Below are 24,970 nucleotides of genomic sequence, written 5' to 3'. Positions count from 1 at the left end.
GTGCCTGTGTCCCGGGACCGCGCGATCGGAATTTCCGAACGACTTGCCGCTCTTTCCAGCCTCTCTTCCTCCCTGGAATATCTCCACCAGCACCGGAATCTGGGTCCGGGCGGTCTCAATGACTGGGAGATCATGAAGCAGACGCCGGAAAGCAAGATTCCGGCCGTGCAGAAAATCACCCATGCCGTGAGCGGCAGAAGAACCACCCTGGCCCTGCACGCCACCCGGGTCGCCTGCAGCGCGGCCATGCTGCTGCCCGGGAACGGCAAGTGGCGGGCGGCGGGCAACCTCTACCTCGCCACCACCACCACCCTGCTGCAGGCCCGCCACCGGTACGGCACGGACGGCTCGGACCAGGTCGCCACGCAGGTCCAGGCGGTCAACGGCCTCGCGCGGCTCGCGCCCGCCCCGCAGGTCAAGGACGCCCTGATGTGGTACCTCGCCCTGCAGGCCAACATGTCGTACGCGGCGTCCGGCTGGGCCAAGATGGCGGGCACGAAATGGCGGGACGGCTCCGCCCTGCCCGGCGTCATGCGGACCCGCACCTACGGCTTCGAGCCCGCCTACCGGCTGACGCAGCGCTACCCGCGGGCCAGCAAGGTCGTGCAGCACTCCGTGCTCGCCATGGAGTGCCTCTTCCCGGTCGTCTACCTGGCCGGCGGCCGGCTGACCCGGCCGATGATCGCCTCGGCCGCCGGGTTCCACGTGGCCAACGCCTTCGTCATGGGGCTGGGGCGGTTCATGACCGCGTTCCCGGCCATGCACCCCATGATCGCGTACACGACCGCGCCGCGGACCATTCCCGAGGTCGCCGGCCGCGACGACCGGATGGTGAAGACCGCCCTCGTCCTGCTGGCCGGGGGCGTCACGGCCGCCGGCGTGCTGGCCACCCAGCGGCGCGCCCGGGCCGTGGCCGGCTGGCCGAAGTCCCGTACCGTCACCACGCGGTGCGGCAACGTCCTGACGTACGACGTCGGGGGCCGGGACCACCCCGACCGCCCCGTGCTGGTCTTCAACCACGGCCTCGCCTCCACCCCGGAGCACTTCGCGTGGATCATCGAGCGGCTCGCCTTCGACTCCAAGCAGCCGGTGGTGAGTTACGCCCGCGCCGGGTACGGGCCGAGCCGCCGGGTGCGCACCGCTCCGTACACGCTGCAGGAGTCCGTCGACGACCTGGTGGACCTCGTCCGGCAGGCCCTTCCCGACGACCGCAAGGTGGTGCTCGTCGGGCACTCCCTGGGCGCCGAGTTCAACCGGCGGGCCGTCGCACAGCTCGGCGACCGGGTGGCGGGCGTCGTCTATCTGGACCCCTCGCACCCCGCCCAGCTCGTGCGTTCGGACAAGCAGCGCAAGGGCATGGAGCTCTTCACCGACTCCACCCACGAGATGGTGCGGTGGACGAAGGCCGGCTTCGGCGCGCTGATGACACGGCCGCGCTGGGTGGACGAGCTGCCGTACCCCTACCGGGACAAGGTCTTCTCCCTCTACACCGACGCCCGGCTGTGGGCGGCGGCGGCCCGGGAGTGGGACGTGGTCCGCGAGGAGTTCGAGCACTTCGAGGGAGACCTGGAACCGGTGCCGGCCCCCGGTCTGGTCATCGCTGCGCAGCTGACCGTGGACCTGGACCCCGAGCAGCTGCTGATGTACCACGACCTGGTCCGCGCCCATCAGGCGGCGGGCAGCGCCGGGGACGTCACCGTCGTGGAGCAAGCGGGCCACGACACGATCCTGACCAGCGCCCGTTTCGCGCGGACCGCCGCGGACCGGCTGGCCGCGTTCGTCGAGCAGCACTGCATGCCGTCCGCCCCGCAGACCGCCGCGGCCCCGGAGCGGGAAGCCGCCGGGAAAGGCGAGTGAGCCACCGTGAACCCCACCGCACTCCTGAAGGACGCCTTCACCGGCCCCGGCGCGGTCACCCGGCTGGCGGGCGCGGCACTGCTCGTGACGACGCTGGCCGCGCAGCATCCGCACCCGGCGTTCGAACGCGCGCGGGCGAAGGACCTGTTCTCCCTGATCCCGAACTGGAAGTTCTTCGCGCCCAACCCCGCGACGCACGACTACCACTACCTGTACCGCACCCTCGACGACAGCCGCAGGACCTCCGAGTGGGTGGAGCTCGACCTGATCGAGCACCGCAGGATGAGCCAGGCCTTCTGGTTCGCCTCCCGCCGGTCGGAGAAGGCCGTGTTCGACATCTGCACGGCCATCATCAAGAGCATCGCCAAGGGTGAGGACCCGACGGACTCCCCGGGCTTCCGCGTCCTGGCCGAGTTCGTGCGGCGGCAGATCCGGGACTCCGCGCAGGTGTCCCAGGTACGCGGCTTCCAGTTCGCCGTGGTGCGCGCCGCCGGCCACGACGACGCCGAGGACCCCGAGGTGCTCTACGTCTCCACCTACCAGGCGATGAACCCGGTCTCCCCCGGCTTCCTGAAGGCGGCCTGACAGCCACCGCCCGACGGACGCCACACCGGCACCGGACCCCAGCAACGAAACGGAGAACCAGTGACGATCGCGGACATCGGCTACGGCAAGCAGTTCGAGGGCTGGTACGACCGCGTCTTCCGGGACGACGCGTCCACCGGCACCGCCGTCGAGGCACTGACCCGATTCCACCCCGATCCGTCCTGGGGCACGCTGGAGTTCGGTGTCGGCACCGGCCGGATCGCGCTGCCGCTGTCGCACCGCGTGGGTCCGGTGCACGGCGTGGACTCCTCGCCGGAGATGCTCGCCTCCCTGGAGAAGAAGGCGGACGAAGGCGAGGTCACGGCCGAACTCGGCGACATCCGCACCTACACGGGGGACCGGCAGTACGGCCTGGTCTACTGCGTGTGCTCCACACTGGCGCTGGTGCTCGACCCGGAGGAGCAGCGCGCGGTCGTCGCCCGGGCCGCCCGGCTGCTGCGTCCCGGTGGCCGGCTGGTGATCGAGACGCACAACCGGCCCGGCATCGTCGCCCAGCACGAGGGCCTGTCCCGTACGACGTTCTTCGCGCCCTACCCGGAGCCCAACACCGGCATCCAGATGCACGCCACACTCCTGATGGACCAGCGGATCTGGCAGGTCTCCACGGTGTGGTTCGAGGCCGACGGCACGCACCGCATCGGCTCCGAGACCGCGCGCCTGCTGACGCCCGACGAGGTCGAGGGCTACGCGCGGGACGCCGGGCTGGAGCCCGAGGGGCACCACAGCGACTGGCAGGGCACCCCGTACTCCCCCGCGGCCGGTCTGTTCGTCACCACCTGCACCAAGCCGGCATGAACCTCCGGGACATCGTCCGCCGCCACCGGACCCTGCTGATCACCGGCATCGTCCTGGGCCTGGCCGGAGCGGCGGCCACGCTCGCACAGCCCTGGATGCTGGGCCGGCTGATCAAGGCCGTGTCCCAGGACGAGCCGATCGCCTGGCCCATCACGCTCATCGCGCTGTTCTTCCTCGCCGACGCCGCGCTGAGCGCCGGACACGCCTACGCGATCGGCCGCGCCGGCGAGAACATCGTGTACGACACCCGGCGCCTCCTCGGGGGCCGTCTGCTGCGCAGCCGGATACCGGACTTCTCCCGTCTGCAACTCGGCGACGTCTTCGCCCGCACCGTGTCGGACACCTCCATCGCCTGCCTGGTCATCGCCCAGGCGCTGGCGCAGATGGTGACCTCCGTGTTCATGGTGGCCGGCAGCCTGCTGCTGATGGCCAGGCTGGACTGGAAACTGCTGCTGACGACCGTCGGCTGTCTCGGCGCGGCCAGCGCCGGCGCGCTCCTGCTGGCCCGCCAGGTGCGCAAGGCCGCCCTGCAGAACCGGGAGAACGTCGGCGCGTTCGGCTCCGGGCTGCAGCGGGTGCTCGGTGCCCTCACCACGGTCAAGGCGTCCCGCGCCGAGGAACGGGAGACCGAGGAACTGGCCGCCCTGGCCGACCGGGCCCGGCGCACGGGCATCCGCGTCACGGCGTACGGGTCGCTGCTCAACCCGATGATGAACGTGGGCACGCAGCTCTCGCTCGCCGTCGTCATCTCCTGGGGCATGGCCCGGGTCGCCACCGGCTCGCTGTCGCCCGCCGACCTGACCTCGTTCGTCATGTACCTCTTCTATCTGGTGTCGCCGCTGGTCCTGCTGTTCATCTCGATCAGCCAGATCCAGCAGGGCCGCGCCGCCGTCCAGCGAGTCACCGAGCTGGGGGCGATCCGCCAGGAGGAGGAGGCGGAGGAGGCGGCGGCGCCGGGTGAACCGGGCGTGTCCGGCACCCCGGCCGACGCGCCGGCGGTCCGCTTCGAGGAGGTGGGCTTCGCCTACCGGGAGGGCGCCCCGGTGCTCCAGGACGTCTCGTTCACGATCCCGAGGCGCGGCCTGACCGCCATCGTCGGCCCGTCGGGTGCGGGCAAAACAACGGCGTTCCAGCTCATCGAGCGTTTCCTCACCGCGGACTCGGGCACGATCCGGGTCGCGGGCCGGGACGTGACGCGGCTGCCGCTGGCCGAACTGCGGTCGCTGGTCGGGTACGTGGAGCAGGACGCACCGCTGCTGCGTGGGACGATCCGGGAGAATCTGACCTATGCCCATCCGGGTGCCGATGCCGCCGGCATCGCCCGCGCGCTGCGCCTCGCCCATCTGGAGGACTTCGTGGACGCGCTGCCCGACGGGCTCGACACCGCACTCGGTGAGCGCGGCGCGGGGCTGTCCGGCGGGCAGCGCCAGCGGCTGGCCATCGCCCGGACGCTGCTGCAGCGGCCGGCGGTGATCCTGCTGGACGAGGTCACCGCGCACCTGGACAGCGACACCGAGGCGGCGCTGCGGGACGCGATCACCGAGGCGGCCCGTGAGTGCGCGGTCCTGGCCATCGCGCACCGGCTGTCCACCATCGTGCAGGCGGACCGCATCATCGTGATGGAGGAGGGCCGGGTGCGCGCGGTCGGCACGCACCGTCAGCTGCTCCAGGACGACGAGGTGTACCGGCGGCTCGCGCTCCAGCAGTTCGCGGCCGAAGAGGCGGTTGCATGACCCGTGTCGACGTCGCCGTGGTGGGCAGCGGGCCGAACGGTCTGGCCGCCGCCGTCACCATGGCCCGCGCCGGGCTGACGGTGCACGTGCACGAGCAGGCCCCGACGCCGGGCGGCGGCCTGCGCGGCGAGGCGCTCTTCGACTCCCGGGTACGGCACGACCTGTGCGCCGCCGTGCACCCGATGGCCGCCGCGTCCGCGTTCTTCCGGGAGTTCGACCTTCCCGCCCGCGGGGTCGCGCTGCTGCGGCCCCCGATCGCCTACGCCCATCCGCTGGACGGCGGCAGCGCGGCGCTCGCCCACCACGACCTCGCGACGACGTGCGACCGGCTCGGCCCGGACGGGCGGCACTGGCACCGGCTGATGGCACCGCTGGTACGGCACAGCCGGAGCGTGACCGACCTGCTGCTCTCCGGACAGCGCTCCCTGCCCCGCGACCCGGCGGCGCCCCTGCTGCTCGGCACCCGGGTCCTCGGCCACCTCCTGCGCGGCAACGGGCTGCGCACCCCGGCGGCGCGCGCGCTGCTCACCGGGGTGGCCGCGCACGCGGTGGGCCGGCTGCCGAGCCTGCCCTCCGGTGCCATCGCCCTGCTGCTCGGGCATCTGGCGCACGCCACCGGCTGGCCCCTGCCGGAAGGCGGCAGCATCCGCATCGCCGAGGCACTGGCCGACGACCTGACCGCGCACGGCGGAGTCGTGCACGTCGGCCACCGGATCGGCGACCTGGCGGAACTCGACGCCCGGGTGATCATGCTGGACACCGCTCCCACCGGCCTGCTCGCCCTGGCGGGCGACCGGCTGCCGTCCCGCTACGCGCGAGCGCTGCGCCGCTTCCGCTACGGTCCGGGCGCGGCGAAGGCCGACTTCCTGGTGAGCGAGCCGATCCCCTGGGCCGACCCGGAGGTGGGACGGGCGGGGACCGTCCACCTGGGCGGCACCCGCGCCGAGACGGTCGCGGCGGAGAACGCCGCCGTCCGCGGCGAACCCACCGACGAGCCGTTCGTGCTGGTCGTCGACCCCGCCGTGACCGATCCCACCCGCGCGGTGGACGGCCGTCGCCCCGTGTGGGCCTACGCCCACGTACCGAACGGGGACACCCGGGACCCGGTCCCCCTCATCACGCGCCGCATCGAGCGCTACGCTCCCGGCTTCGCCGACACGGTCGTCGCCGCGCGCGGTGTGCCGGCCGCCGCGTACGAGTCGTACAACCCGAACTACCCGGGCGGCGACATCGGCGCGGGCGCCCTCACCCTCAAGCAGTCCCTGTTCCGGCCGCTGCCCGCCTGGAATCCCCACCGCACCCCCCTGCCCGGCGTGTACCTGTGTTCCGCGTCGACGCCGCCCGGCCCCAGCGTCCACGGCATGTGCGGGTACCTGGCGGCCCGGGCGGCCCTCCGCGACGAGTTCCACATCACGACGGCGCCGTCCCTGCGTCCGAAGGACGGCGTTCCCCCCACCGAGACGACACCCAGGAGAGCGTCATGAGCACCACCGACCGCCCCACCGCCGCCGAGGACTTCGCCGGGTACCTCCGCGCGTACTACGCCGACGCCTTCGACGGAACCGATCCGGTCGAGGAGGTCTGGGACCGCTACCACCTGCCCGAGGGCACCCTGCGGGTCAACGGCGGTGTCTGGGACCGCAAGAAGATCCTCGGCGAGGTCCGCTCCCGGCGTTCCCTGCGGGCACCGCACGAGCTGCACGTGCACGAGGTGATCACCGAGGGGCGCCGGGCGGCCGCCCGGTACACGGTGAGCACGCCGATGGTGTGGAAGGTGCAGAGCGTCACCGAGGCCGCGGTCCTCGCCGAGATGGGCGAGGACGGGCGGGTGGCCCGGATGACCGCCTTCTTCTCCAGCGGGCTCGGCTGGTCGAGCGGCGGGGCGCCCTACGACAGCGGCGCCCGCCCCGCCCCGGGGACCGCCCCGGCTCCCCCGCCCGCTCCCGGGACGCAGCCCACACCCGCCCAGGACCCGGCCCACTACCTGCGGGCGTACTACGCCGCCGGCTACGACCCCGCGGTCCCGGTCGCCGAGGCCCACGACCGGTTCCACACCCCCGACGCGGTGCACCAGGTCGGGGGGAAGGTGCTGCAGCGCAGCGGCGTGCTGAAGTCCCTGGAGGACGGGCGGAAGCGGGGGCACCGCTATCCGGTGGACGTCCGCGAGACCCTGCGGGAGGGCAACCGCTTCGCGGCGCACTACCTCACCAGCCGGGACGGGAACCCGGACCGGCTCCAGGAGGTGCTGGCCTTCGGCGAGTTCGCCGAGGACGGCCGCGTCCGCGTGGTCCGCTTCGCCCTCCAGCCGGGCCACGGAGCGGCGTAGCCTCCCGGCCGCCGCCGGGACGGAACCCCGGACGGATACGCGGGAACGCCCGGCCACCCCTCCCCGGCCGGGCACTCCACCCCGTCACGAGCGGTCGCACCCCGCGGAACGGCCCAGCCTCCCGGCGCGACGGACCCCGGACAGGCACCGCGACGGGCCCCGGACAGGCACACGGAAACGCCCGGCCGGTTTCCCCGGCCGGGCGTTTCGCCGTGTCACACGCGGTCGCGCACCCGGCGCGACCGCACCCTCAGGCCAGCAGCGCCGGGATCGTCTCCTCGTGGGCCGTGCGCAGCTCCTCCAGGGTGAGCGCGAACTCGCCCTGCACCTCGACCGCGTCGCCGTCGACGACACCGATACGGGTGGCCGGCAGGCCCCGCGCACCGCACATGTCGGTGAAGCGGAGCTCCTCGGAGCGCGGCACGGCCACGACCGCGCGGCCCGCCGACTCGGAGAACAGGAAGGTGAACGCGTCCAGCCCGTCCGGGACGATCAGGCGCGCGCCCTTCTCCCCGAGCAGCGCCGACTCGACCACGGCCTGGATCAGACCGCCGTCGGACAGGTCGTGCGCGGAGTCGATCATGCCGTCGCGGGAGGCGGAGATCAGGATCTCGGCGAGCAGCCGCTCCCGCTCCAGGTCGACCTTGGGCGGCAGGCCGCCGAGGTGGTCGTGCACGACCTGCGACCAGGCCGAGCCGCCGAACTCCTCGTGGGTGTCGCCGAGGAGGTAGAGCAGCTGCCCCTCCTCCTGGAAGGCGACCGGGGTGCGGCGGGCGACGTCGTCGATGACGCCCAGGACCGCGACGACCGGGGTCGGGTGGATGGCCGCCTCGCCCGTCTGGTTGTACAGGGAGACGTTGCCGCCGGTCACGGGCGTGCCGAGCTGCTGGCAGGCGTCCGCCAGACCGCGCACGGCCTCCGCGAACTGCCACATCACCGCCGGGTCCTCGGGCGAGCCGAAGTTCAGGCAGTCGGAGACGGCCAGCGGCTTGGCGCCGGTGGTGGCGACGTTGCGGTACGCCTCCGCCAGGGCCAGCTGCGCGCCGTGGTACGGGTCGAGCTTGGCGTACCGGCCGTTGCCGTCGGTGGCGATGGCCACGCCGAGGCCGGTCTCCTCGTCGATGCGGATCATGCCGGAGTCCTCGGGCTGGGCGAGGACGGTGTTGCCCTGCACGAAGTGGTCGTACTGGCTGGTGATCCAGGACTTGGAGGCCTGGTTCGGGGAGCCGACCAGCTTCAGGACCTGGTCCTTCAGCTCCTCGGACGTCTGCGGGCGGGGCAGCTTGTTCGCGTCGTCGGCCTGCAGCTCGTCCTGCCAGGACGGGCGGGCGTAGGGGCGCTCGTAGACCGGGCCCTCGTGGGCGACCGTGCGCGGGTCGACATCGACGATCTTGCCGCCGTGCCAGTAGATCTCCAGGCGGTCGCCGTCGGTCACCTCACCGATGACGGTGGCGATGACGTCCCACTTCTCGCAGATCTCCAGGAAGCGGTCGACCTTCTCCGGCTCGACGACCGCGCACATGCGCTCCTGCGACTCGCTCATGAGGATCTCCTCGGGCGAGAGCGTGGAGTCGCGCAGCGGGACGTCGTCCAGGGTGACGCGCATGCCGCCGGAGCCGTTCGAGGCCAGTTCGCTGGTCGCGCAGGACAGGCCCGCGGCTCCCAGGTCCTGGATGCCGACGACCAGCTTCTCCCTGAAGGCCTCCAGGGTGCACTCGATGAGGAGCTTCTCCTGGAAGGGGTCGCCGACCTGGACGGCCGGGCGCTTCGAGGGCTTGGCGTCGTCGAAGGTCTCGGAGGCCAGGATCGAGGCGCCGCCGATGCCGTCGCCGCCGGTGCGGGCCCCGTACAGGATGACCTTGTTGCCGGCGCCGGAGGCCTTCGCGAGGTGGATGTCCTCGTGCCGCATGACGCCGATGGCACCGGCGTTGACCAGCGGGTTGCCCTGGTAGCAGGCGTCGAAGACGACCTCGCCGCCGATGTTGGGCAGGCCCAGGCAGTTGCCGTAGCCGCCGATGCCCGCGACGACGCCCGGCAGCACGCGCTTGGTGTCGGGGTGGTCGGCGGCGCCGAAGCGCAGCGGGTCGACGACCGCGACCGGGCGGGCGCCCATGGCGATGATGTCGCGGACGATGCCGCCGACACCGGTGGCCGCGCCCTGGTAGGGCTCGACGTACGACGGGTGGTTGTGCGACTCGACCTTGAAGGTGACCGCGTAGCCCTGGCCGACGTCCACGACACCGGCGTTCTCGCCGATGCCGACGAGCATGGCGTCGGACTCGGGTGCCTTCTCGCCGAACTGGCGCAGGTGCACCTTGCTGCTCTTGTACGAGCAGTGCTCCGACCACATCACCGAGTACATGGCGAGTTCGGCCCCGGTGGGCCGGCGGCCGAGGATCTCGACCACGCGCTCGTACTCGTCCTTCTTCAGGCCCAGTTCGGCCCAGGGCAGCTCGACGTCGGGGGTCGCGGCCGCGTGCTCGACCGTGTCCAGAGGCGTCCGGCTCATGCGTTGACCAGCTTCTTGAGGATCGAGGTGAAGAACGGGAGGCCGTCGGTGCGGCCGGTGCCGATCAGCGGCTCGACGGCGTGCTCGGGGTGCGGCATGAGGCCGACCACGTTCCCGGCCTCGTTGGTGACGCCGGCGATGTCCCGCTGCGAGCCGTTCGGGTTGAAGTCGAGGTACCGGAAGGCGACCCGGCCCTCGGCCTCCAGCTGGTCGAGCGTGTACGCGTCGGCGACGTACTGCCCGTCGTTGTTCTTCAGCGGGATGTGGATCTCCTGGCCGGCCGTGTAGTCGGTGGTCCAGGCGGTCTCGGCGTTCTCCACGCGCAGCTTCTGGTCACGGCAGATGAAGTGCAGGTGGTCGTTGCGCAGCATCGTGCCGGGGAGCAGGTGCGCCTCGGTGAGGATCTGGAAGCCGTTGCAGATGCCGAGCACCGGCAGACCGGCCTTCGCCTGCTCCAGCAGGGGCTCCATCACCGGCGAGAAACGGGCGATGGCCCCGGCGCGCAGATAGTCGCCGTAGGAGAAACCACCGCACAGCACCACGGCGTCGACCTGCTTGAGGTCCTTGTCCTTGTGCCACAGGGCGACCGGCTCGGCACCCGCGACACGGATCGCGCGCTGGGTGTCACGGTCGTCCAGACTCCCCGGAAAAGTGACGACGCCAATACGAGCGGTCACTTCACGGCCTCCGCGACTTCCTCGACGCGGACGGTGAAGTCCTCGATCACGGTGTTCGCGAGGAAGGACTCCGCAAGATCGTGAATGCGGGCGAGGGCGGCCTCGTCGACCGGCCCGTCAACTTCCAGTTCGAAACGCTTTCCCTGGCGGACGTCCGAGATCCCGTCGAAACCCAGCCGCGGCAGTGCGCGCTGCACCGCCTGGCCCTGGGGGTCGAGGATCTCCGGCTTGAGCATGACGTCGACTACGACGCGTGCCACTGGCACTCCCGGTGTGTGGTGCTGAGCAGGTTCCTTCAGACTACCCGCACAAAATTTCTACGCGCGTCGACTTGTAGGAAGCTACGTGACCGCCATCACGATCCGGCATCGGTGAGCACGCGCATGAAAATTTCCGGGAAAGATTCCCGATCGACACCCGGAACCTATTGCGCCCGCCCGTCTCCCGGTACCACCCTCAATCGAAGTCGCCGCGCTCCCCCTTGATTTTTGACACGCCAAAGGATTTAGTCGGGCTTCACCAAGCATTGTCAGGCACTGTAGAAATGAATTGGCAAGTGCCGCAAGAAGGGACCGATATTCGTGGCGCAGAAGGTCGTGGTCACCCTCTTTGACGACATCGACGGCTCGGAAGCGACGGAAACGATCGCCTTCGGACTGGACGGCAAGTCGTACGAGATCGACCTGAGCGAGGTCAACGCCGGCGAACTGCGGAAGGCGCTCGCGCCCTACGTGGAGGCCGGCCGCAAGCGGTCCCGCTCGGGCAAGGCGTACCGGCAGACGGAGGTCGCCCCCGACCCGTCGGCGGTACGGGCCTGGGCCCAGGCCAACAAGCTGGAGGTCCCCGCGCGCGGGCGCATCCCCAAGAAGGTCTACGAGGCGTTCACCGCCGCCCAGTGACGGACCGTCGGGCCCGGTCCGACGTCCGGTCACCCGCCCCTCGCGGCAGCCGACTTGCGCAGCACCCCGGCTGATCAGCTAGAGTCTGGAGCACGCCGAGGGGCGAGGCCGAAAGGCCCGGCCCACTCAGACGTGCGGGTGTAGTTCAGTAGTAGAACATCCCCCTTCCAGGGGGAAGGCGCAGTGTGCGATTCCTGTCACCCGCTCTGCATCGCCGTACCGGCCACTGTTGTGGATCAGGTAGGCTGGTGCCCGCACCGGTCAGTGAGAGCTGGTCGGGAGCAATGCGGACGTAGCTCAGTTGGTAGAGCGCAACCTTGCCAAGGTTGAGGTCGCGAGTTCGAGCCTCGTCGTCCGCTCGGGAAATGAGACCCCGGTCCATCAGGACCGGGGTCTTCTTCATGCCCCGGGCGCGCGGTCCCCCTGACATTTGTCATGCCGAGTGATGACAGCGCGCACTGCTCCCGGTGCCGTGCGCACGGGAGGCTTGGGGCATGGAATCCAACGGACACGAACACGTGATTGAGGTCACTGACCTGCAGCGTGTGTACGGGGGCGGGTTCGAGGCGGTCCGCGGCATCAGCTTCTCCGTCCGGCGCGGGGAGATCTTCGCCCTGCTGGGCACCAACGGCGCGGGCAAGACGTCGACCGTCGAGCTGCTGGAGGGACTCGCGGCGCCGGCCGGCGGCCGGGTGCGCGTCCTCGGGCACGACCCGTCCACCGAGCGGGCCGCCGTACGGCCCCGCACCGGCGTGATGCTGCAGGAAGGGGGCTTCCCGTCCGAGCTGACCGTCGCGGAGACCGCACGCATGTGGGGCGGCTGCGTCAGCGGGGCCCGGCCGCCGGCCGAGGTGCTCGCGCTGGTCGGACTGACCCAGAAGGCCGACGTACGGGTCAAGCAGCTGTCCGGCGGTGAGCGGCGCCGCCTCGACCTGGCCCTGGCGCTGCTCGGCGACCCCGAGGTGCTGTTCCTGGACGAGCCGACGACCGGACTCGACGCCGAAGGCCGCCGCGACACCTGGGACCTGGTGCGCGCCCTGCGCCGCGGCGGGACGACGGTCCTGCTGACCACGCACTACCTGGAGGAGGCCGAGTCGCTCGCGGACCGGCTGGCGATCCTGCACGAGGGACGCATCGCCGCGACCGGCACCCCGGCCGAGGTGACCGCCACCCAGCCGTCACGGATCTCCTTCGAGCTGCCCGAGGACTACCACCTCGGCGACCTGCCGCCGCTCGCCGAGCTCGGCGTGAGCGGGCACGAGGTGGAGGGCCGCGTGGTCCGGCTCCGTACGCGGGAGCTGCAGAAGGCGGCGACGAGACTGCTCACCTGGGCCGAGCGGGCGGGCGTCGAGCTACGGCGGCTGGACGTGCGGTCGGCGTCACTGGAGGAGGCGTTCCTGGGCATCGCCCGCGAGGCGGCCGCCGGGACGGCCCCGGCTTCGGCGGAAGTGAAGGAGTACGCGGCATGAGCCACGCCGTCACCACCACCAGCAGGAGCCGGTTGTCGGCTCTGGCCCGGGCCGAGATGACGCTGCTCGGCCGCAGCAAGGGCACCCTCTTCGCCGCGCTGTTCGTGCCGCTGATGCTGCCGTTCACGGTGCTGTCGGCGGTCGGGAAGTCGGACCTGGAGAAGGCCGGGCTCACGGTGGGCACCGTCGTGCTGCCCGCCGCCGTCGGCTTCTCCCTGCTCTTCGCCGTCTACAGCGCCCTCGTGGGCATCTTCGTCACCCGGCGCGAGGAACTGGTCCTCAAGCGGCTGCGCACCGGTGAGGTGCGGGACGCGGAGATCCTGGCCGGGGCCTCGCTCCCCGCCGTCACCATCGGCTTCGTGCAGTGCCTGGTCCTCGCCGTCGGCTGCGCCGTCCTGCTCGACGTGTCGGTGCCCGACGCGCCCCATCTCGTCCTGCTGGGACTGCTGTCGGGCCTGGTGATGTGCGCCGCGCTGGCCGCCGTCACCGCGAGCGTCACCCGGACCGTGGAGAGTGCCCAGGTCACCTCGCTCCCCGTGCTGCTGGTCTCGATGCTCGGCTCCGGTATCGCCGTCCCGCTGGAGATGCTGCCGGACCGGCTGGCCTCGGTCTGCGAACTGCTGCCGCTGAGCCCTGTCATCCTGCTGGTCCGCGACGGCTGGACCGGCGGCCTGACGGCCTACGAGACACTGGGCGCCGTGGTGACGGCGGTGGCATGGACCGCTCTGGCCCTGTTCGGTGTACGGCGCTGGTTCCGGTGGGACCCGCGGCGTTGAGGTAGAGGAGCCGAGAAGATGCGGGAGCCCGGTCGCTGGTGGCGGCACAAGAGCACGCCGGCGAAGATGGAGACGTACACACGGTGTTCGTTCCACTCCTTCGGCGTGGTCGAGGTCCTGCTGGTGGGACCGCCGCTCATCGGCTCGCCGGAACCACGGCTCAGCAGCCTGCTGCTGGCGATGGTGTGCGTGCACGCCGCGGTGTGCACGGTGACCGTGTCGCGCGCGCTGGACTGGAAGCGGGGCCGCCGCAAGCAGCCCGTCCACCTGCTGTGGGTGCTCGGCGCGCTCAGCGCCGTGATCGCCGTCGCCGCCCTCGCGGCCGTCGGGCACGGTCCGGACCGCTCGGACGACATGGGCACCGCGGTCGGTGCGGTGTTCGGCACCGTGCTGATACTCGGGGCGGGCATCATCGCCCTCGGTCTGGGCGACCGGCGGCATGTGTTCTTCCTGGTGACCGGGTTCGCCGCGGGTGCGGGACTGGTGTCGCTGACGCTGGGCGCCCCCCTGACCGCCGCCGCGGTCACCACACTGGTCGTGCTGCTGGGCGCCGGGTTCGTCGCGTTCACGGCCGTCCTGTCGGTCTGGCTGCTCAACGCCGTCTACGAACTCGACGAGGCCCGCGAGACCCGGGCCCGGCTCGCCGTCGCCGAGGAGCGGCTGCGGTTCGGGCGGGACCTGCACGACGTCATGGGCCGCAACCTCGCGGTCATCGCGCTGAAGAGCGAACTCGCCGTGCAGCTCGCCCAGCGGGGTCGGCCGGAGGCCGTGACGCAGATGGTCGAGGTGCAGCGGCTCGCGCACGAGGCGCAGCGGGAGGTGCGGGAGGTCGTCCGCGGCTACCGGGAGGCCGACCTCGCGTCGGAACTGGCCGGGGCGCGGGGGGTGCTGGCGGCGGCCGGCATCGAGTGCACGGTGAGCGGGGCGGCGGTGGCCGGACTGCCGGCGGCGGTGCGGTCGGCCCTGGGGTGGGTCGTACGGGAGGCGGCGACGAACGTGCTGCGGCACGGGGACGCACGCCGGTGTGCGGTGGGACTGCGGGTGTCGGAGGGACGTGTGGTGCTGTCCGTGGAGAACGACGGGGTCACCGAGGACGCGGACGGGACGCCGGGAGCACCGGCCTCGTCCGGTTCCGGGCTCGCCGGGCTGCGGGAGCGGCTGGCGCAGCTCGACGGGACGCTGGAGGCCGGGCCCGCGGGCAAGGGCATGTTCCGGCTGACGGCGGAGATTCCGCTGCCGTCGATACCGGCCCAGGCCGGCCCCGACCGCGGCCCGTCCACCGAGGCCTCGGGCTCGGGGAGTGCCATGAGGTCAGGGAGTTCTGGCAGTTCAGGTAGTTCTGGGAGTTCTGGAAGTTCTGAGAACTCCGCCAGTGCTGTGAGTGAGGTCACGTCATGACGGCCGCGGAGCCCGTGCGGCTGCTGCTCGCCGACGACGAGCACCTCATCCGCGGCGCGCTCGCCGCACTGCTGTCGCTGGAGGACGACCTCATGGTCGTCGCCGAGGCGGCCACCGGACCGGAGGCGCTCGCGATGGCCCGGGCGCACAAGCCCGACGTCGCCGTCCTGGACCTCCAGATGCCCGGCGCCGACGGTGTGAAGGTCGCCACATCACTGCGGACCGAACTGCCCGGCTGCAAGGTGCTCATCGTCACCAGCCACGGACGCCCCGGGCATCTGAAGCGGGCGCTGGAGGCGGGGGTGCGCGGGTTCGTGCCGAAGACGGTCAGCGCGCAGCGGCTCGCGGAGCTCATCCGGACCGTGCACGCCGGGAACCGCTACGTCGACCCGGAGTTGGCCGCCGACGCGATCGCCGCCGGGGACTCGCCGCTGACCGCGCGGGAGGCCGAGGTGCTGGAACTCGCGGCCGACGGGGCGCCGGTCGCGGAGATCGCCGAGCGGGCCGCGCTGTCGCAGGGGACCGTGCGGAACTACCTCTCGTCGGCCGTGTCGAAGCTCGGGGCGGAGAACCGGCATGCCGCGGTGCGGCTCGCGCGGGAGCGAGGTTGGGTATAGTGGTTCCCGCGCCACGGCGCATGCGAACGTAGCTCAGTTGGTAGAGCGCAACCTTGCCAAGGTTGAGGTCGCGAGTTCGAACCTCGTCGTTCGCTCCAGTGAGAAGCCCCCCGGTTCCGCCGGGGGGCTTCTTCGTGTCCGCGCCCGCCTACGACCAGCTCGTGCCGGTGAGACGCTCGTACGCCTCGACGTACTTGGCGCGGGTGGCCTCGACGACCTGCTGCGGCAGGGCGGGCGGCGGCTGCTCGCCCGCGCGGTCCCAGCCGGACTCAGGCGAGGTCAGCCAGTCGCGCACGAACTGCTTGTCGAACGACGGCTGCGCGCGGCCCGGCTCCCACTGGTCGGCCGGCCAGAACCGGGAGGAGTCCGCGGTGAGGACCTCGTCCGCGAGGACCAGGCTGTCGCCGTCGAAGCCGAACTCGAACTTGGTGTCCGCGAGGATGATGCCCCGCTCACGGGCGATGTCCCGGCCCCGGGAGTAGACCGCGAGGGTCGCCTGGCGCAGTCGGGCCGCGGTGTCCGCGCCGACCTGGCGGGCGACTTCCTCGTAGGAGACGTTCTCGTCGTGCTCGCCGACCTCGGCCTTGGTGGCCGGGGTGAAGATCGGGGCCGGCAGTTCGCTGCCGTCCGTCAGGCCCTCGGGCAGGGCGAGGCCGCAGACCGTGCGGGTCTCGCGGTACTCGGCCAGGCCCGAGCCGGTGAGGTAGCCGCGGGCCACGCACTCCACGGGCACCATCCGCAGCGACTTGCAGACCAGCGTGCGGCCCTCCCAGTCGGCCGGAGCGCCCGCGGGCAGTTCCGTGCTCAGGACGTGGTTGGGGATCAGGTCGGCGAGCCGGTCGAACCACCACAGGGAGAGCTGCGTGAGGACCCGGCCCTTGTCGGGGATCTCGGTCGGCAGCACCCAGTCGTACGCGGAGATGCGGTCACTGGCGACCATCACGAGGTCGCCCGCCTCGTTCCGGTACAGCTCGCGCACCTTGCCGGTGTGCAGGTGCACCAGGCCCGGAACCTGGATCGGCTCGGGCTTTTCGACGAATCCGGACACGGTTCCTCCCCGTGGTTCTGTACAAGTGGCTCGATTCTCCCGTATGCGAGCTTGATCACCGACAGCGGGTCAGTCGCGTTTGCAGATGCGGTCCAGGAGATTGGCCGTGGCGCGCTGGATGCGCGGGTCGACGTGTCCGGGGCGGTCCAGTGCCGGGGACCAGGCGAACGTTCCTGCTGCGAAGACCCAGGCGCCGGACGGGGCGCGGTAGAGGGACGTCTCCTGGTGGCGGAGGACGCCCCGCTTGTCGGTGTACGGCGAGTGGGCGAGCAGCACGCGCTCCTCGTGGTCGGGCAGCGCGGTGCGCGGGAAGTAGCGGTCGGCCTCCCCCGCCACCAGGTTCTCGATCTCGTCGCCCTCGTGCGCCCCGGTCGCCTCCCACAGCCAGTGCCGGGCGTTGCGCACGATCAGCGGGTGCGGCTCGGGCACCTGGCCCGCGTACTGGATGCCGAGGAGCTGCTGCTCCGCCCGGTCGATCTCCCGCCACAGCACCGGCCTGCCCGGGCCCTTGCGTTTGCGGCAGGTCAGCAGCCGGTGCGGGACGCCGGACGGGGACGGGCCCAGCTCCACCTGCCAGTACACGGAGTTCGCGGAGAGGAAGACGAGCGAGGTGCCGGCGTCGCGGGCGACCTCCACGGTCCGGCGCATGTCGGCCGACCAGTACTCGTCGTGGCCCGGGAAGACCAGGCCGCGGTAGCGGGTGGGGTCGACGCGGCCGGCGTGCAGGTCACCGGCGTCGGCGTAGGCGAGGTCGTAGCCGTAGCGCTCGGCCCAGCGGATGAAGTCGTAGGCGTGGCCCACGTGCAGCGGGAGGCCGGCGCCGGCGTAGGGGCGGTCGAACGACACCGTGGTGGCGGCGTCCGCCTCGCCCAGCAGCCGCCCCTCCTCATCCCAGGCGTGGTAGAGGCTCGCGCCCGTGCGGCCGTCCTCCGGGTAGAGGTTGTACGCCTGCCAGGTGATGTCGGGCAGGACGAGCAGCAGGTCGGCGGGCTGGTCGTGGCGGACGGTGAACGGGACGTGGGAGCGGTAGCCGTCGGCGGTGGTGAGGACGGCGACGTACGCGCCGATGTTCCAGTACGTCGGGATCTGCAGGCGCCACGACAGCCACCAGTGGTGGCAGGAGACCGTGCGGTCCGCGGTGAGCGGCGGGGGCTGGACGATGCCGGACAGACGCGGGCTGGTGGTGATCTTCGCGGCGCCGTCACCGCCGTAGTGGCCGATGCGGTAGATGTCGACGGCGAACTGCTGCGGCGGGTCGACCGTGACGCGGAAGTCGATGGCCTCGCCGGGGGCGACCGCGCCGGTCGAGGTGAAGCCCTTGACCTGGCGGTGGACGTCGTCGGCGGCGCGGGGGCCTCCGGAGCGGCCGTCCCCCTTCGACGCGTGCGGCCCGTCCTGCTCCGCGTACCAGGGGACGATCTGGCCGGTGTCGTCGAAGTACGTCACGTTGCCGCGCAGCCACGGAACGGGGCCCTGGCCGAAGGGATCCGTCACGGCGTGCGCGAGCGCTCCCGACTCCCAGCGCCGGATCTGCTCCGAACCCATGCTGCTTCCCCTCCCCTTGCCCCCGTGGTGGTGCGTGCCGGTGTGGTGTGTGGTGTACGTGGTTCGCGTGCTGTGCGTGGTTCGCGTGCTGTGCGGTGGTTCACGGCTGTGCGGTGATGCGCGTCCGTGCGGTGGTGCACGGCTGTGCGGTCACGCTGTGCGGTGAGACGCGGTGTGCCGCCTGGGGCGGCTTCGGGCTTATGTGTCTGTCGTATGTCGTACGCCCATGCCCTGCATGCGAACGGTCCCAGCACATCACATAACGCGCGCACTCCGTCACTGTTCGTCTCGAATTGGCCAGAAGCGGAAGTCGGTCCTCCGAGGCCCGCGCGGGCGGGCCGGGCGCGGATCAGGCGAGCCGGACCGGCTTCTCGGGCCGTATCCCCAGCTCGGCGAGCCAGGCGCGCAGCGGGGTGGCGTCGCCGTCCTCGATCAGGGCGAGGACCTTGGGCGCCAGGTCCGCGGCGCGTTCGCCGGCGACGAGAAGCGTCGGGCCGTCCAGCCAGTCCAGGCCGGGCGTCGCGCCGGCGCTGTCCATCGCGGCGCAGCAGAGCATCGCGGTGAGGTGGTCGGCGAGCAGCTCCCGGCCCGTGCGCGGGGGCTGGAGCGGGAAGAGGGGGAGCACCCGGTCGTCCCAGAGGGCCACCGCCGGGTCGGGGGCGGCGGGGGCGGGTGAGGCCGGGAGGGAGGCCGGGGCGGCCGGGGAGGGGGCTGCCTGCTCGCGGGCCAGTTCGGCGCTGAGGCGGGCGGCGAGGGCGGCGCTGCGGGCCGTCGTGCCGGAGAGGTCCTCGTCGTCGGCGGTGTCGTCCGGCCCGCTCGCGCCGGTGGTCCGGCCGGGGTGCGGGCCGGCCGGAGCGGCGCGGCCCGCTGCGGGGCCGGCGGCTCCGGTGCGACCGGCCGGCCAGGCGGCGGACGGGTCCGTCAGCGGGGACCCGCCGGGCAGGGCGGCCGTCTCCGTCAGGTGGTCCAGGACGCGGGACAGGGTCGGGGCGCCGGTGGCCGGGGCCGCGGGGCCGGTGGCGGGGCGCACGCCCATCGTGTCCAGGACGCGGTGGAGGCGGGCCGCGTCGAGGCGCCACTTGCGGTCCACGACCTCCTCCGGATACTCGCTCCAGTCCACCGGCGCCCAGTCGGGCCCGGCCCCGGAGGGGCCGCCGTGGAAGAGGCGGGCGGCGAGCAGGGAGGCGGCCTCGTCGACCGCGCCCGGCTCCTCCAGCAGGTCGCAGGCGGGCCGCTCACCGAGACGGGACGCGAAGCCCTCCGCCAGGCGGTCGCGCCGGGACAGCTCGGTGAGCGCCGCCACCACACCCGCGTCCAGCCGGGACGGCCAGCGGCCCATCCGCCAGGCGGGCAGGGCGACCCGGGTCAGCAGCCGGTCCCAGCCCGCGTAGGCCAGGCCGACCTGCTCCTGGGCGACGATCCGCAGCCCGTAATCCACAGCCTGTGCACGCTCCGCCGCGGCGGCGGCCACACCCCGCTCCATCTCGGCGGCGTGGTGGCGGCAGCTGCGCAGCAGCAGCCGGGCGACCTGGCCGACACCGGCGAGCACGATCCGCGACACCGGGTCGCGGCGGGGCGCCGAGGCCACGGCCACCGCCGCGTCCAGACCGCGTACGAAGCGCCGGGCGGCGGCTATGTCCGGGTGGGCCGAGGGGCCCGTACCGGCGACGACCGGGGCGAGGACCGCGCGCAGCTCGCCGACCCGCATCCACCACAGGAACGGGGAGCCGATGACCAGGATCGGCGCGACGGGGTGCCTGCGGTGCCCGTTCCCGCCGCCGCCCGCTATGTCGTCGTGGACGTCGGGCGGGGGCGGGCCGTGGGCGCGGTGGGTGCGGTCCTCCAGCCAGCTGTCGCAGTCCGGGGTGAGCGCTATCGCGGAGGGCGCGGGGACGTCGAGGCGGTCGGCGAGGTCGCGCACCATCCGGTACAGATCGGGGGCCGCCTCCTCCGCGATCGGGACCGTCGGGCTCATCGCCGGGCGGGCCCGGGCCACGACCAGGGCGACCCCGGCGGCGGCCAGCAGTACCAGGACGGCGACCGGCGTCACGGCCCAGCGGGCGGCGTCCCAGCCGGGGCCTTCGAGGTGGTCCCCGGCGGCGCCCGCGAGCAGGATCACGGCGACGGCGGCGGGCAGCAGGGCGACGGCCAGCGCGCGGCTGCGCGTGCGCAACACGAACAGCGCCCGGGCCCGCGCGGCCTGTGCGCCTGCCTCCACACCCGTTCCGGTCACGACCGTCCTCACCCCCTCCCCGTTGACCTGACGCTTTCCTTGCTCACTCCCCCACTGTGGCACCCGCCACCGACATCGCAATGCCGGTGGGCCAAGTGCCGGAACGCTTGCGCGGCACCATAGTTGGGGCTCCGCCCCCCGTCAGCCGGATAGGGCATCGGTCACTCGATGGAATGGCTCTGGGGAGAGGTGGATGACGCGAGCGGGGATCCGCCCCCGCCTTCCGCCCCTGCCCGGCGGCCGCCAAAGCCGACTGCCGACGACCGGCCGTACTGACCACCGGCGTACTGGCTACCGGCCGTACTGATCACCGGCCACCGAAATGTGCGGAGCGGAGGTCCGGCCCAAAGACCGGGCCCCGGATCCTGAGACGGATCCGGGGCCCGGGGGGTTCATCGGTGCGGGGCGGTTCTCCCCGGTCGGCTATGCGCCCGCGGCCGCCTTCGCTGCGATGTCCGTGCGGTGGTGGGAACCGTCGAGGTGGATACGGGCGACGGCCGTGTACGCGCGGTCCCGGGCCTCGGTGAGGTTCTTGCCGGTGGCCGTGACGGACAGGACGCGGCCGCCCGCGCTGACGACGGCGTCGCCCTCGCGCCTGGTGCCGGCGTGCAGCACGTAGGCGTGCGGGGCGTCCTGGACGGCGACCTCGTCGAGACCGGTGATGGGGTCGCCGGTGCGCGGGGTGCCGGGGTAGTTGTGCGAGGCGACGACGACGGTCACGGCCGCCTCGTCGCTCCAGCGCAGCGGCTCCAGGTGGGCGAGGTTGCCGGTGGCGGCGGCCATCAGGAGACCGGCCAGCGGCGTCTTGAGGCGGGCCAGGACGACCTGGGTCTCCGGGTCGCCGAAGCGGGCGTTGAACTCGATCACGCGGACCCCGCGGGAGGTGATCGCGAGCCCGGCGTAGAGCAGACCGGAGAACGGCGTGCCGCGGCGGCTCATCTCGTCCACGGTCGGCTGCAGCACGGTCTGCAGCACCTCGTCGACCAGCTTCGGGTCGGCCCACGGCAGCGGCGAGTACGCGCCCATGCCGCCGGTGTTCGGGCCCTCGTCGCCGTTCAGCGCGCGCTTGAAGTCCTGGGCGGGCTGCAGCGGCACGACCGTCTCGCCGTCGGTCACGGCGAACAGGGAGACCTCGGGGCCGTCCAGGAACTCCTCGATCACCACGCGCTCGCAGGCCGCGGCGTGGGCCCGGGCCGTCTCCAGGTCGTCGGTGACGACGACGCCCTTGCCGGCGGCGAGCCCGTCGTCCTTCACGACGTAGGGAGCGCCGAAGGCGTCCAGGGCCGCGTCGACCTCTTCCGCCGTCGTGCAGACGTACGAGCGGGCGGTGGGCACCTCGGCCGCGGCCATGACGTCCTTGGCGAAGGCCTTGGAGCCCTCGAGCCGGGCGGCCTGGCCGGACGGGCCGAAGACCGGGATGCCGGCCTCGCGCACGGCGTCGGCGACACCGGCGACCAGCGGGGCCTCCGGGCCGACGACCACGAGCTCCGCGCCGAGCCGCGTGGCCAGCGCGGTGACCGCCGCGCCGTCCAGGGCGTCGACCTGGTGCAGCTCGGCGACCTCGGCGATACCGGCGTTGCCGGGGGCGCAGTGCAGCGCGGTGACATCGGGGTCGAGGGACAGGCTGTGGCACAGGGCGTGTTCGCGGGCGCCGCTGCCGATGACGAGGACCTTCACGGGGTCAGCCTAACGGGAAGGGCGGGGCTTTCCTTGTGCGGGATGCCGAAGGGGGCGGGATGAGGGGGTTGGAGGTTCCTACGAGAGGGGGAGGGAAAGGGGTGAGGAGACGAGCCCGGACCGGGGGGACGAGGCGGGACGGGGGGCGAGGCGGGACGCGGGGGATGAGGCAGGACGGGACGCGGCGGTGATGCGTATGACCGTCCCGGCCCTGCAGCCGGCTAGGGCTCGTTCGAGAACTCCTCCACCACCGTCGCGCCCAGTTCCCTGACGATCAGCTCCTGACCGGAGAGGGCCGACTCGTCGAGGTCGGGGTCGTCGTCCTCGGGGATGTCGTCCTCGACGGAGACATGGCGGGGCGCCGGGGTGGAGGGCTGGGGGACGGGGGCGGAGGGTGCGGGGGCGGAGTGGGAAGCGGGGCCGCTCGACTGCTGAGCCGGAGTGGTCGGGGCCGCCGACTGGGCCGGGGCGGAGCGCTGGGCGGTCGCCGTGCCACCGCCAGAGGGGAATCCGCCGGTGCTGTGACCGCCACCGCCGCCACTGCCGTAGCCGCCACTGCCGTAGCCGCCGCCACCGAAGCCGGAGGGGCCGCCGGGCGCCGGGGGCGCGGATCCGCCCGACGGGTCGACGATCGCCTCGATCTTCCACTGCACGTTGAACTGCTCGCCCAGCGCCTGCCGCAGCACGTCCTCGCTGCCGCTGCTCAGGAAGTTGTCCCGCGCTCCGGCGTTGACGAATCCGAGCTGCAGGGTCGTGCCGTCGAAGCCGGTCACCTGGGCGTTCTGGCTGAGCAGGATCCAGGTGAAGCGGCGCCGGTTCTTGACCGCCTCCAGGATGTTCGGCCAGAGCATGCGGGGGTCCAGACCGCCCGGTGCGGGGGCCGTCTGGGCCGGAGCCTGGGACGGGGCCGGGGCGGGGGGTGCGGCGGACGCGGTGGGCGGCGGAGCGCTGGGGGTGGGGGCGGGGGCGCTCGGTGCGGGGGTGGCTGCCGCCGGGGGGCTCGACGCGGGAGAGCCGGGAGCGGCCGTGGGCCAGCCACCGGGGCGGCGGCCGCCGCTGCCCGCGGAGGCGGCGGTGGGCCAGGCACCCGGGGCCGGGGCCTGGGCCTGGGCCTGGGCCTGGGCCTGGGCCTGGGCCTGGGGGACGGGCTGAGGCGGCTGGGGTGCCTGGGCGGGAGTTTCAGGGGCCGCCGGGGCGACGGGGGCCGGGACATGGCCTGAGGGCGTGCCCGGCCCGGAGGACGGGGCACCCTGGCCCGCCGCGGGGGTCGGACCGGCCGCGGCAGCCGTACCGCCGTTGCCCGGGCCACTGCCGGGCACTCCGGCGCCACCGGGACCGCCATGGCCACCGGGACCGCCATGGCCGCCGGGACCGGCATGGCCGCCACCGTTTCCGGCGCCGGGTGCTCCGCTTGGCGCTCCGGTGGGTGCTCCGGTCGCCCGGACTGCCGCCCGGGCCGCGGCCGGGCCGCCGCCGGGCGGAACCGGCGGGGCGGCGGGAGCCGCTCCCGCGTGCACCTCGTGGTGGCCCTCCGGCCCGGGCACGTACCCCATGGGGGGCATGCCGGCCGGAGCACCCGCACTGAAGTTCACGCCGCGCTCGACGCGGTCCAGGCGGGCCATGACCGACCGCTCGTCGCCGTAGGCGGCCGGGAGCAGGACGCGGGCGCAGATCAGTTCGAGCTGGAGGCGGGGCGAGTTGGCGCCGCGCATCTCCGTCAGACCCTCGTTGACGAGGTCGGCGGCCCGGCTCAGCTCGGCGGGGCCGAAGGTGCCGGCCTGGGCCTGCATGCGCTCCAGGACGTCGGCGGGAGCGTCGATGAGCCCCTTCTCCGCCGCGTCCGGGACAGCGGCGAGGATCACCAGGTCCCGCAGCCGCTCCAGCAGGTCGGCGACGAAGCGGCGGGGGTCGTTCCCGCCTTCGATCACGCGGTCGACGACCTCGAAGGCGGCGGCTCCGTCACCCGTGGCGAAGGCCTCCACGACGGAGTCGAGCAGGGAGCCGTCGGTGTAGCCGAGCAGGGAGGTGGCCATGGCGTACGTCACACCGTCGGAGGCAGCGCCGGCGAGCAGCTGGTCCATGACGGACATCGAGTCACGCACGGAACCGCCGCCGGCGCGCACGACGAGCGGGAGCACCCCGTCCTCGACCGGGATCTTCTCGCTCTGGCACACCTCGGCCAGGTACTCCCGGAGGGTGCCGGGCGGGACGAGCCGGAAGGGGTAGTGGTGGGTCCGCGACCGGATGGTTCCGATGACCTTCTCGGGCTCGGTGGTCGCGAAGATGAACTTGAGGTGCTCCGGGGGCTCCTCGACGACCTTCAGCAGCGCGTTGAAACCGGCCGACGTGACCATGTGGGCCTCGTCGATGATGTAGATCTTGTACCGGCTGCGCGCGGGGCCGAAGAACGCCTTTTCTCGCAGGTCACGGGCGTCGTCCACACCGCCGTGCGACGCGGCGTCGATCTCGATGACGTCGATCGAACCCGGTCCGTTCCGGGCGAGGTCGCGGCACGACTCGCACTCCCCGCAGGGGGTGGGCGTGGGTCCCTGCTCGCAGTTCAGGCACCGGGCGAGGATGCGTGCGCTGGTCGTCTTGCCGCAGCCGCGCGGCCCGCTGAACAGGTACGCGTGGTTCACCCGGTTGTTGCGCAGCGCCTGCTGCAACGGGGCGGTGACATGCTCCTGCCCGATGACCTCGGCGAAGGTCTCCGGGCGGTAGCGGCGGTACAGAGCGAGAGACGACACGCATACGAGGTTATAGGCGCCCACTGACATCGGGCCCCGCCGATCGTGCCCGGCTCGA

The 24,970-nt window shown here is 72.8% G+C and carries 19 protein-coding genes and 3 tRNA genes; 14 read left to right on the top strand and 8 right to left on the bottom strand.

Annotation, left to right across the window (positions count from 1 at the left end):
- The first annotated feature begins 186 nt into the window (after positions 1 to 186).
- The 6 genes from ABZY20_RS16715 to ABZY20_RS16690 are packed head-to-tail and all read left to right on the top strand — an operon-like array spanning position 187 to position 7,317.
- The gene (locus ABZY20_RS16715) at positions 187 to 1,857 is read left to right on the top strand and encodes an alpha/beta fold hydrolase (RefSeq protein ID WP_356442199.1); all 1,671 of its coding nucleotides are present in this window, start codon (positions 187 to 189) and stop codon (positions 1,855 to 1,857) included.
- A gap of 6 nt (positions 1,858 to 1,863) precedes the next feature.
- Positions 1,864 to 2,442: a hypothetical protein gene (locus ABZY20_RS16710; RefSeq protein ID WP_356442198.1), complete on the top strand. Its 579-nt coding sequence runs from the start codon at positions 1,864 to 1,866 to the stop codon at positions 2,440 to 2,442.
- A 60-nt stretch (positions 2,443 to 2,502) separates the two neighbouring features.
- A complete protein-coding gene (locus ABZY20_RS16705; protein ID WP_356442197.1) occupies positions 2,503 to 3,258 on the top strand; it encodes a class I SAM-dependent methyltransferase in 756 nt (251 codons plus the stop codon).
- On the top strand, positions 3,255 to 4,991 hold the full coding sequence (locus tag ABZY20_RS16700) for an ABC transporter ATP-binding protein (RefSeq protein ID WP_356442196.1): 1,737 nt from the start codon (positions 3,255 to 3,257) through the stop codon (positions 4,989 to 4,991). The genes ABZY20_RS16705 and ABZY20_RS16700 overlap by 4 nt, the downstream gene beginning before the upstream one ends.
- Complete coding sequence (locus ABZY20_RS16695; protein ID WP_356442195.1) at positions 4,988 to 6,475, top strand: NAD(P)/FAD-dependent oxidoreductase; 1,488 nt, start codon at positions 4,988 to 4,990, stop codon at positions 6,473 to 6,475. Before ABZY20_RS16700 ends, ABZY20_RS16695 begins: the two co-directional genes overlap by 4 nt.
- Positions 6,472 to 7,317, top strand: a complete 846-nt coding sequence (locus ABZY20_RS16690; protein ID WP_356442194.1) for a nuclear transport factor 2 family protein — start codon at positions 6,472 to 6,474, stop codon at positions 7,315 to 7,317. The genes ABZY20_RS16695 and ABZY20_RS16690 overlap by 4 nt, the downstream gene beginning before the upstream one ends.
- A 250-nt stretch (positions 7,318 to 7,567) precedes the next feature.
- Here ABZY20_RS16690 and purL read toward each other — a convergent pair whose 3' ends face one another.
- Genes purL through purS form a run of 3 tightly spaced genes read right to left on the bottom strand, consistent with a single transcriptional unit; the run spans position 7,568 to position 10,763 of the window.
- On the bottom strand, positions 7,568 to 9,826 hold the full coding sequence (gene purL, locus ABZY20_RS16685; protein WP_356442192.1) for a phosphoribosylformylglycinamidine synthase subunit PurL: 2,259 nt from the start codon (positions 9,824 to 9,826) through the stop codon (positions 7,568 to 7,570).
- Positions 9,823 to 10,503 (bottom strand): phosphoribosylformylglycinamidine synthase subunit PurQ, encoded by a 681-nt coding sequence (gene purQ, locus ABZY20_RS16680; protein WP_356442190.1) that lies wholly within the window; start codon positions 10,501 to 10,503, stop codon positions 9,823 to 9,825. Before purQ ends, purL begins: the two co-directional genes overlap by 4 nt.
- Positions 10,500 to 10,763 (bottom strand): phosphoribosylformylglycinamidine synthase subunit PurS, encoded by a 264-nt coding sequence (gene purS, locus ABZY20_RS16675; protein WP_030251612.1) that lies wholly within the window; start codon positions 10,761 to 10,763, stop codon positions 10,500 to 10,502. The genes purQ and purS overlap by 4 nt, the downstream gene beginning before the upstream one ends.
- Before the next feature lie 321 nt (positions 10,764 to 11,084).
- Here purS and ABZY20_RS16670 point away from each other — a divergent pair, with 321 nt between their 5' ends.
- From ABZY20_RS16670 to ABZY20_RS16635, 8 genes are all read left to right on the top strand, one after another.
- Positions 11,085 to 11,402, top strand: a complete 318-nt coding sequence (locus tag ABZY20_RS16670) for an Lsr2 family protein (RefSeq protein WP_356442188.1) — start codon at positions 11,085 to 11,087, stop codon at positions 11,400 to 11,402.
- Positions 11,403 to 11,536: 134 nt separating this feature from the next.
- Positions 11,537 to 11,608 (top strand) — tRNA-Gly (locus ABZY20_RS16665).
- 80 nt (positions 11,609 to 11,688) lie between these two features.
- A tRNA-Gly gene (locus tag ABZY20_RS16660) sits at positions 11,689 to 11,761 on the top strand.
- Positions 11,762 to 11,896: 135 nt separating this feature from the next.
- A complete protein-coding gene (locus tag ABZY20_RS16655; RefSeq protein WP_356442186.1) occupies positions 11,897 to 12,871 on the top strand; it encodes an ABC transporter ATP-binding protein in 975 nt (324 codons plus the stop codon).
- Positions 12,868 to 13,647, top strand: a complete 780-nt coding sequence (locus ABZY20_RS16650; RefSeq protein WP_356442184.1) for an ABC transporter permease — start codon at positions 12,868 to 12,870, stop codon at positions 13,645 to 13,647. The genes ABZY20_RS16655 and ABZY20_RS16650 overlap by 4 nt, the downstream gene beginning before the upstream one ends.
- A gap of 18 nt (positions 13,648 to 13,665) precedes the next feature.
- Positions 13,666 to 15,045 carry a sensor histidine kinase gene (locus ABZY20_RS16645; protein ID WP_356442182.1) on the top strand — a complete coding sequence of 460 codons (1,380 nt, stop codon included), beginning with the start codon at positions 13,666 to 13,668 and terminating at the stop codon, positions 15,043 to 15,045.
- Positions 15,042 to 15,662, top strand: coding sequence for a response regulator transcription factor (locus ABZY20_RS16640; protein WP_356442180.1), 621 nt, complete (start codon positions 15,042 to 15,044; stop codon positions 15,660 to 15,662). Before ABZY20_RS16645 ends, ABZY20_RS16640 begins: the two co-directional genes overlap by 4 nt.
- Before the next feature lie 22 nt (positions 15,663 to 15,684).
- Positions 15,685 to 15,760, top strand: a tRNA-Gly gene (locus tag ABZY20_RS16635).
- A 50-nt stretch (positions 15,761 to 15,810) separates the two neighbouring features.
- Here ABZY20_RS16635 and ABZY20_RS16630 read toward each other — a convergent pair.
- The 5 genes from ABZY20_RS16630 to ABZY20_RS16610 form a co-directional block, all read right to left on the bottom strand.
- Positions 15,811 to 16,710: a phosphoribosylaminoimidazolesuccinocarboxamide synthase gene (locus tag ABZY20_RS16630; protein ID WP_356442178.1), complete on the bottom strand. Its 900-nt coding sequence runs from the start codon at positions 16,708 to 16,710 to the stop codon at positions 15,811 to 15,813.
- 69 nt (positions 16,711 to 16,779) lie between these two features.
- Complete coding sequence (locus tag ABZY20_RS16625; RefSeq protein ID WP_356442176.1) at positions 16,780 to 18,255, bottom strand: N,N-dimethylformamidase beta subunit family domain-containing protein; 1,476 nt, start codon at positions 18,253 to 18,255, stop codon at positions 16,780 to 16,782.
- Positions 18,256 to 18,604: 349 nt separating this feature from the next.
- Complete coding sequence (locus ABZY20_RS16620; RefSeq protein ID WP_356442174.1) at positions 18,605 to 20,488, bottom strand: hypothetical protein; 1,884 nt, start codon at positions 20,486 to 20,488, stop codon at positions 18,605 to 18,607.
- A gap of 423 nt (positions 20,489 to 20,911) precedes the next feature.
- Positions 20,912 to 22,165 (bottom strand): phosphoribosylamine--glycine ligase, encoded by a 1,254-nt coding sequence (purD, locus tag ABZY20_RS16615; RefSeq protein ID WP_356442172.1) that lies wholly within the window; start codon positions 22,163 to 22,165, stop codon positions 20,912 to 20,914.
- A gap of 221 nt (positions 22,166 to 22,386) precedes the next feature.
- Positions 22,387 to 24,912 carry a DNA polymerase III subunit gamma and tau gene (locus ABZY20_RS16610; RefSeq protein ID WP_356442171.1) on the bottom strand — a complete coding sequence of 842 codons (2,526 nt, stop codon included), beginning with the start codon at positions 24,910 to 24,912 and terminating at the stop codon, positions 22,387 to 22,389.
- Positions 24,913 to 24,970 lie beyond the last annotated feature (58 nt).

Source organism: Streptomyces sp. NPDC006624 (assembly GCF_040611555.1).
In the GTDB taxonomy this organism is placed as follows: domain Bacteria; phylum Actinomycetota; class Actinomycetes; order Streptomycetales; family Streptomycetaceae; genus Streptomyces.
Note: the sequence above shows the minus strand (reverse complement) of the source record. Positions and strands in the feature narration are given on the sequence as shown.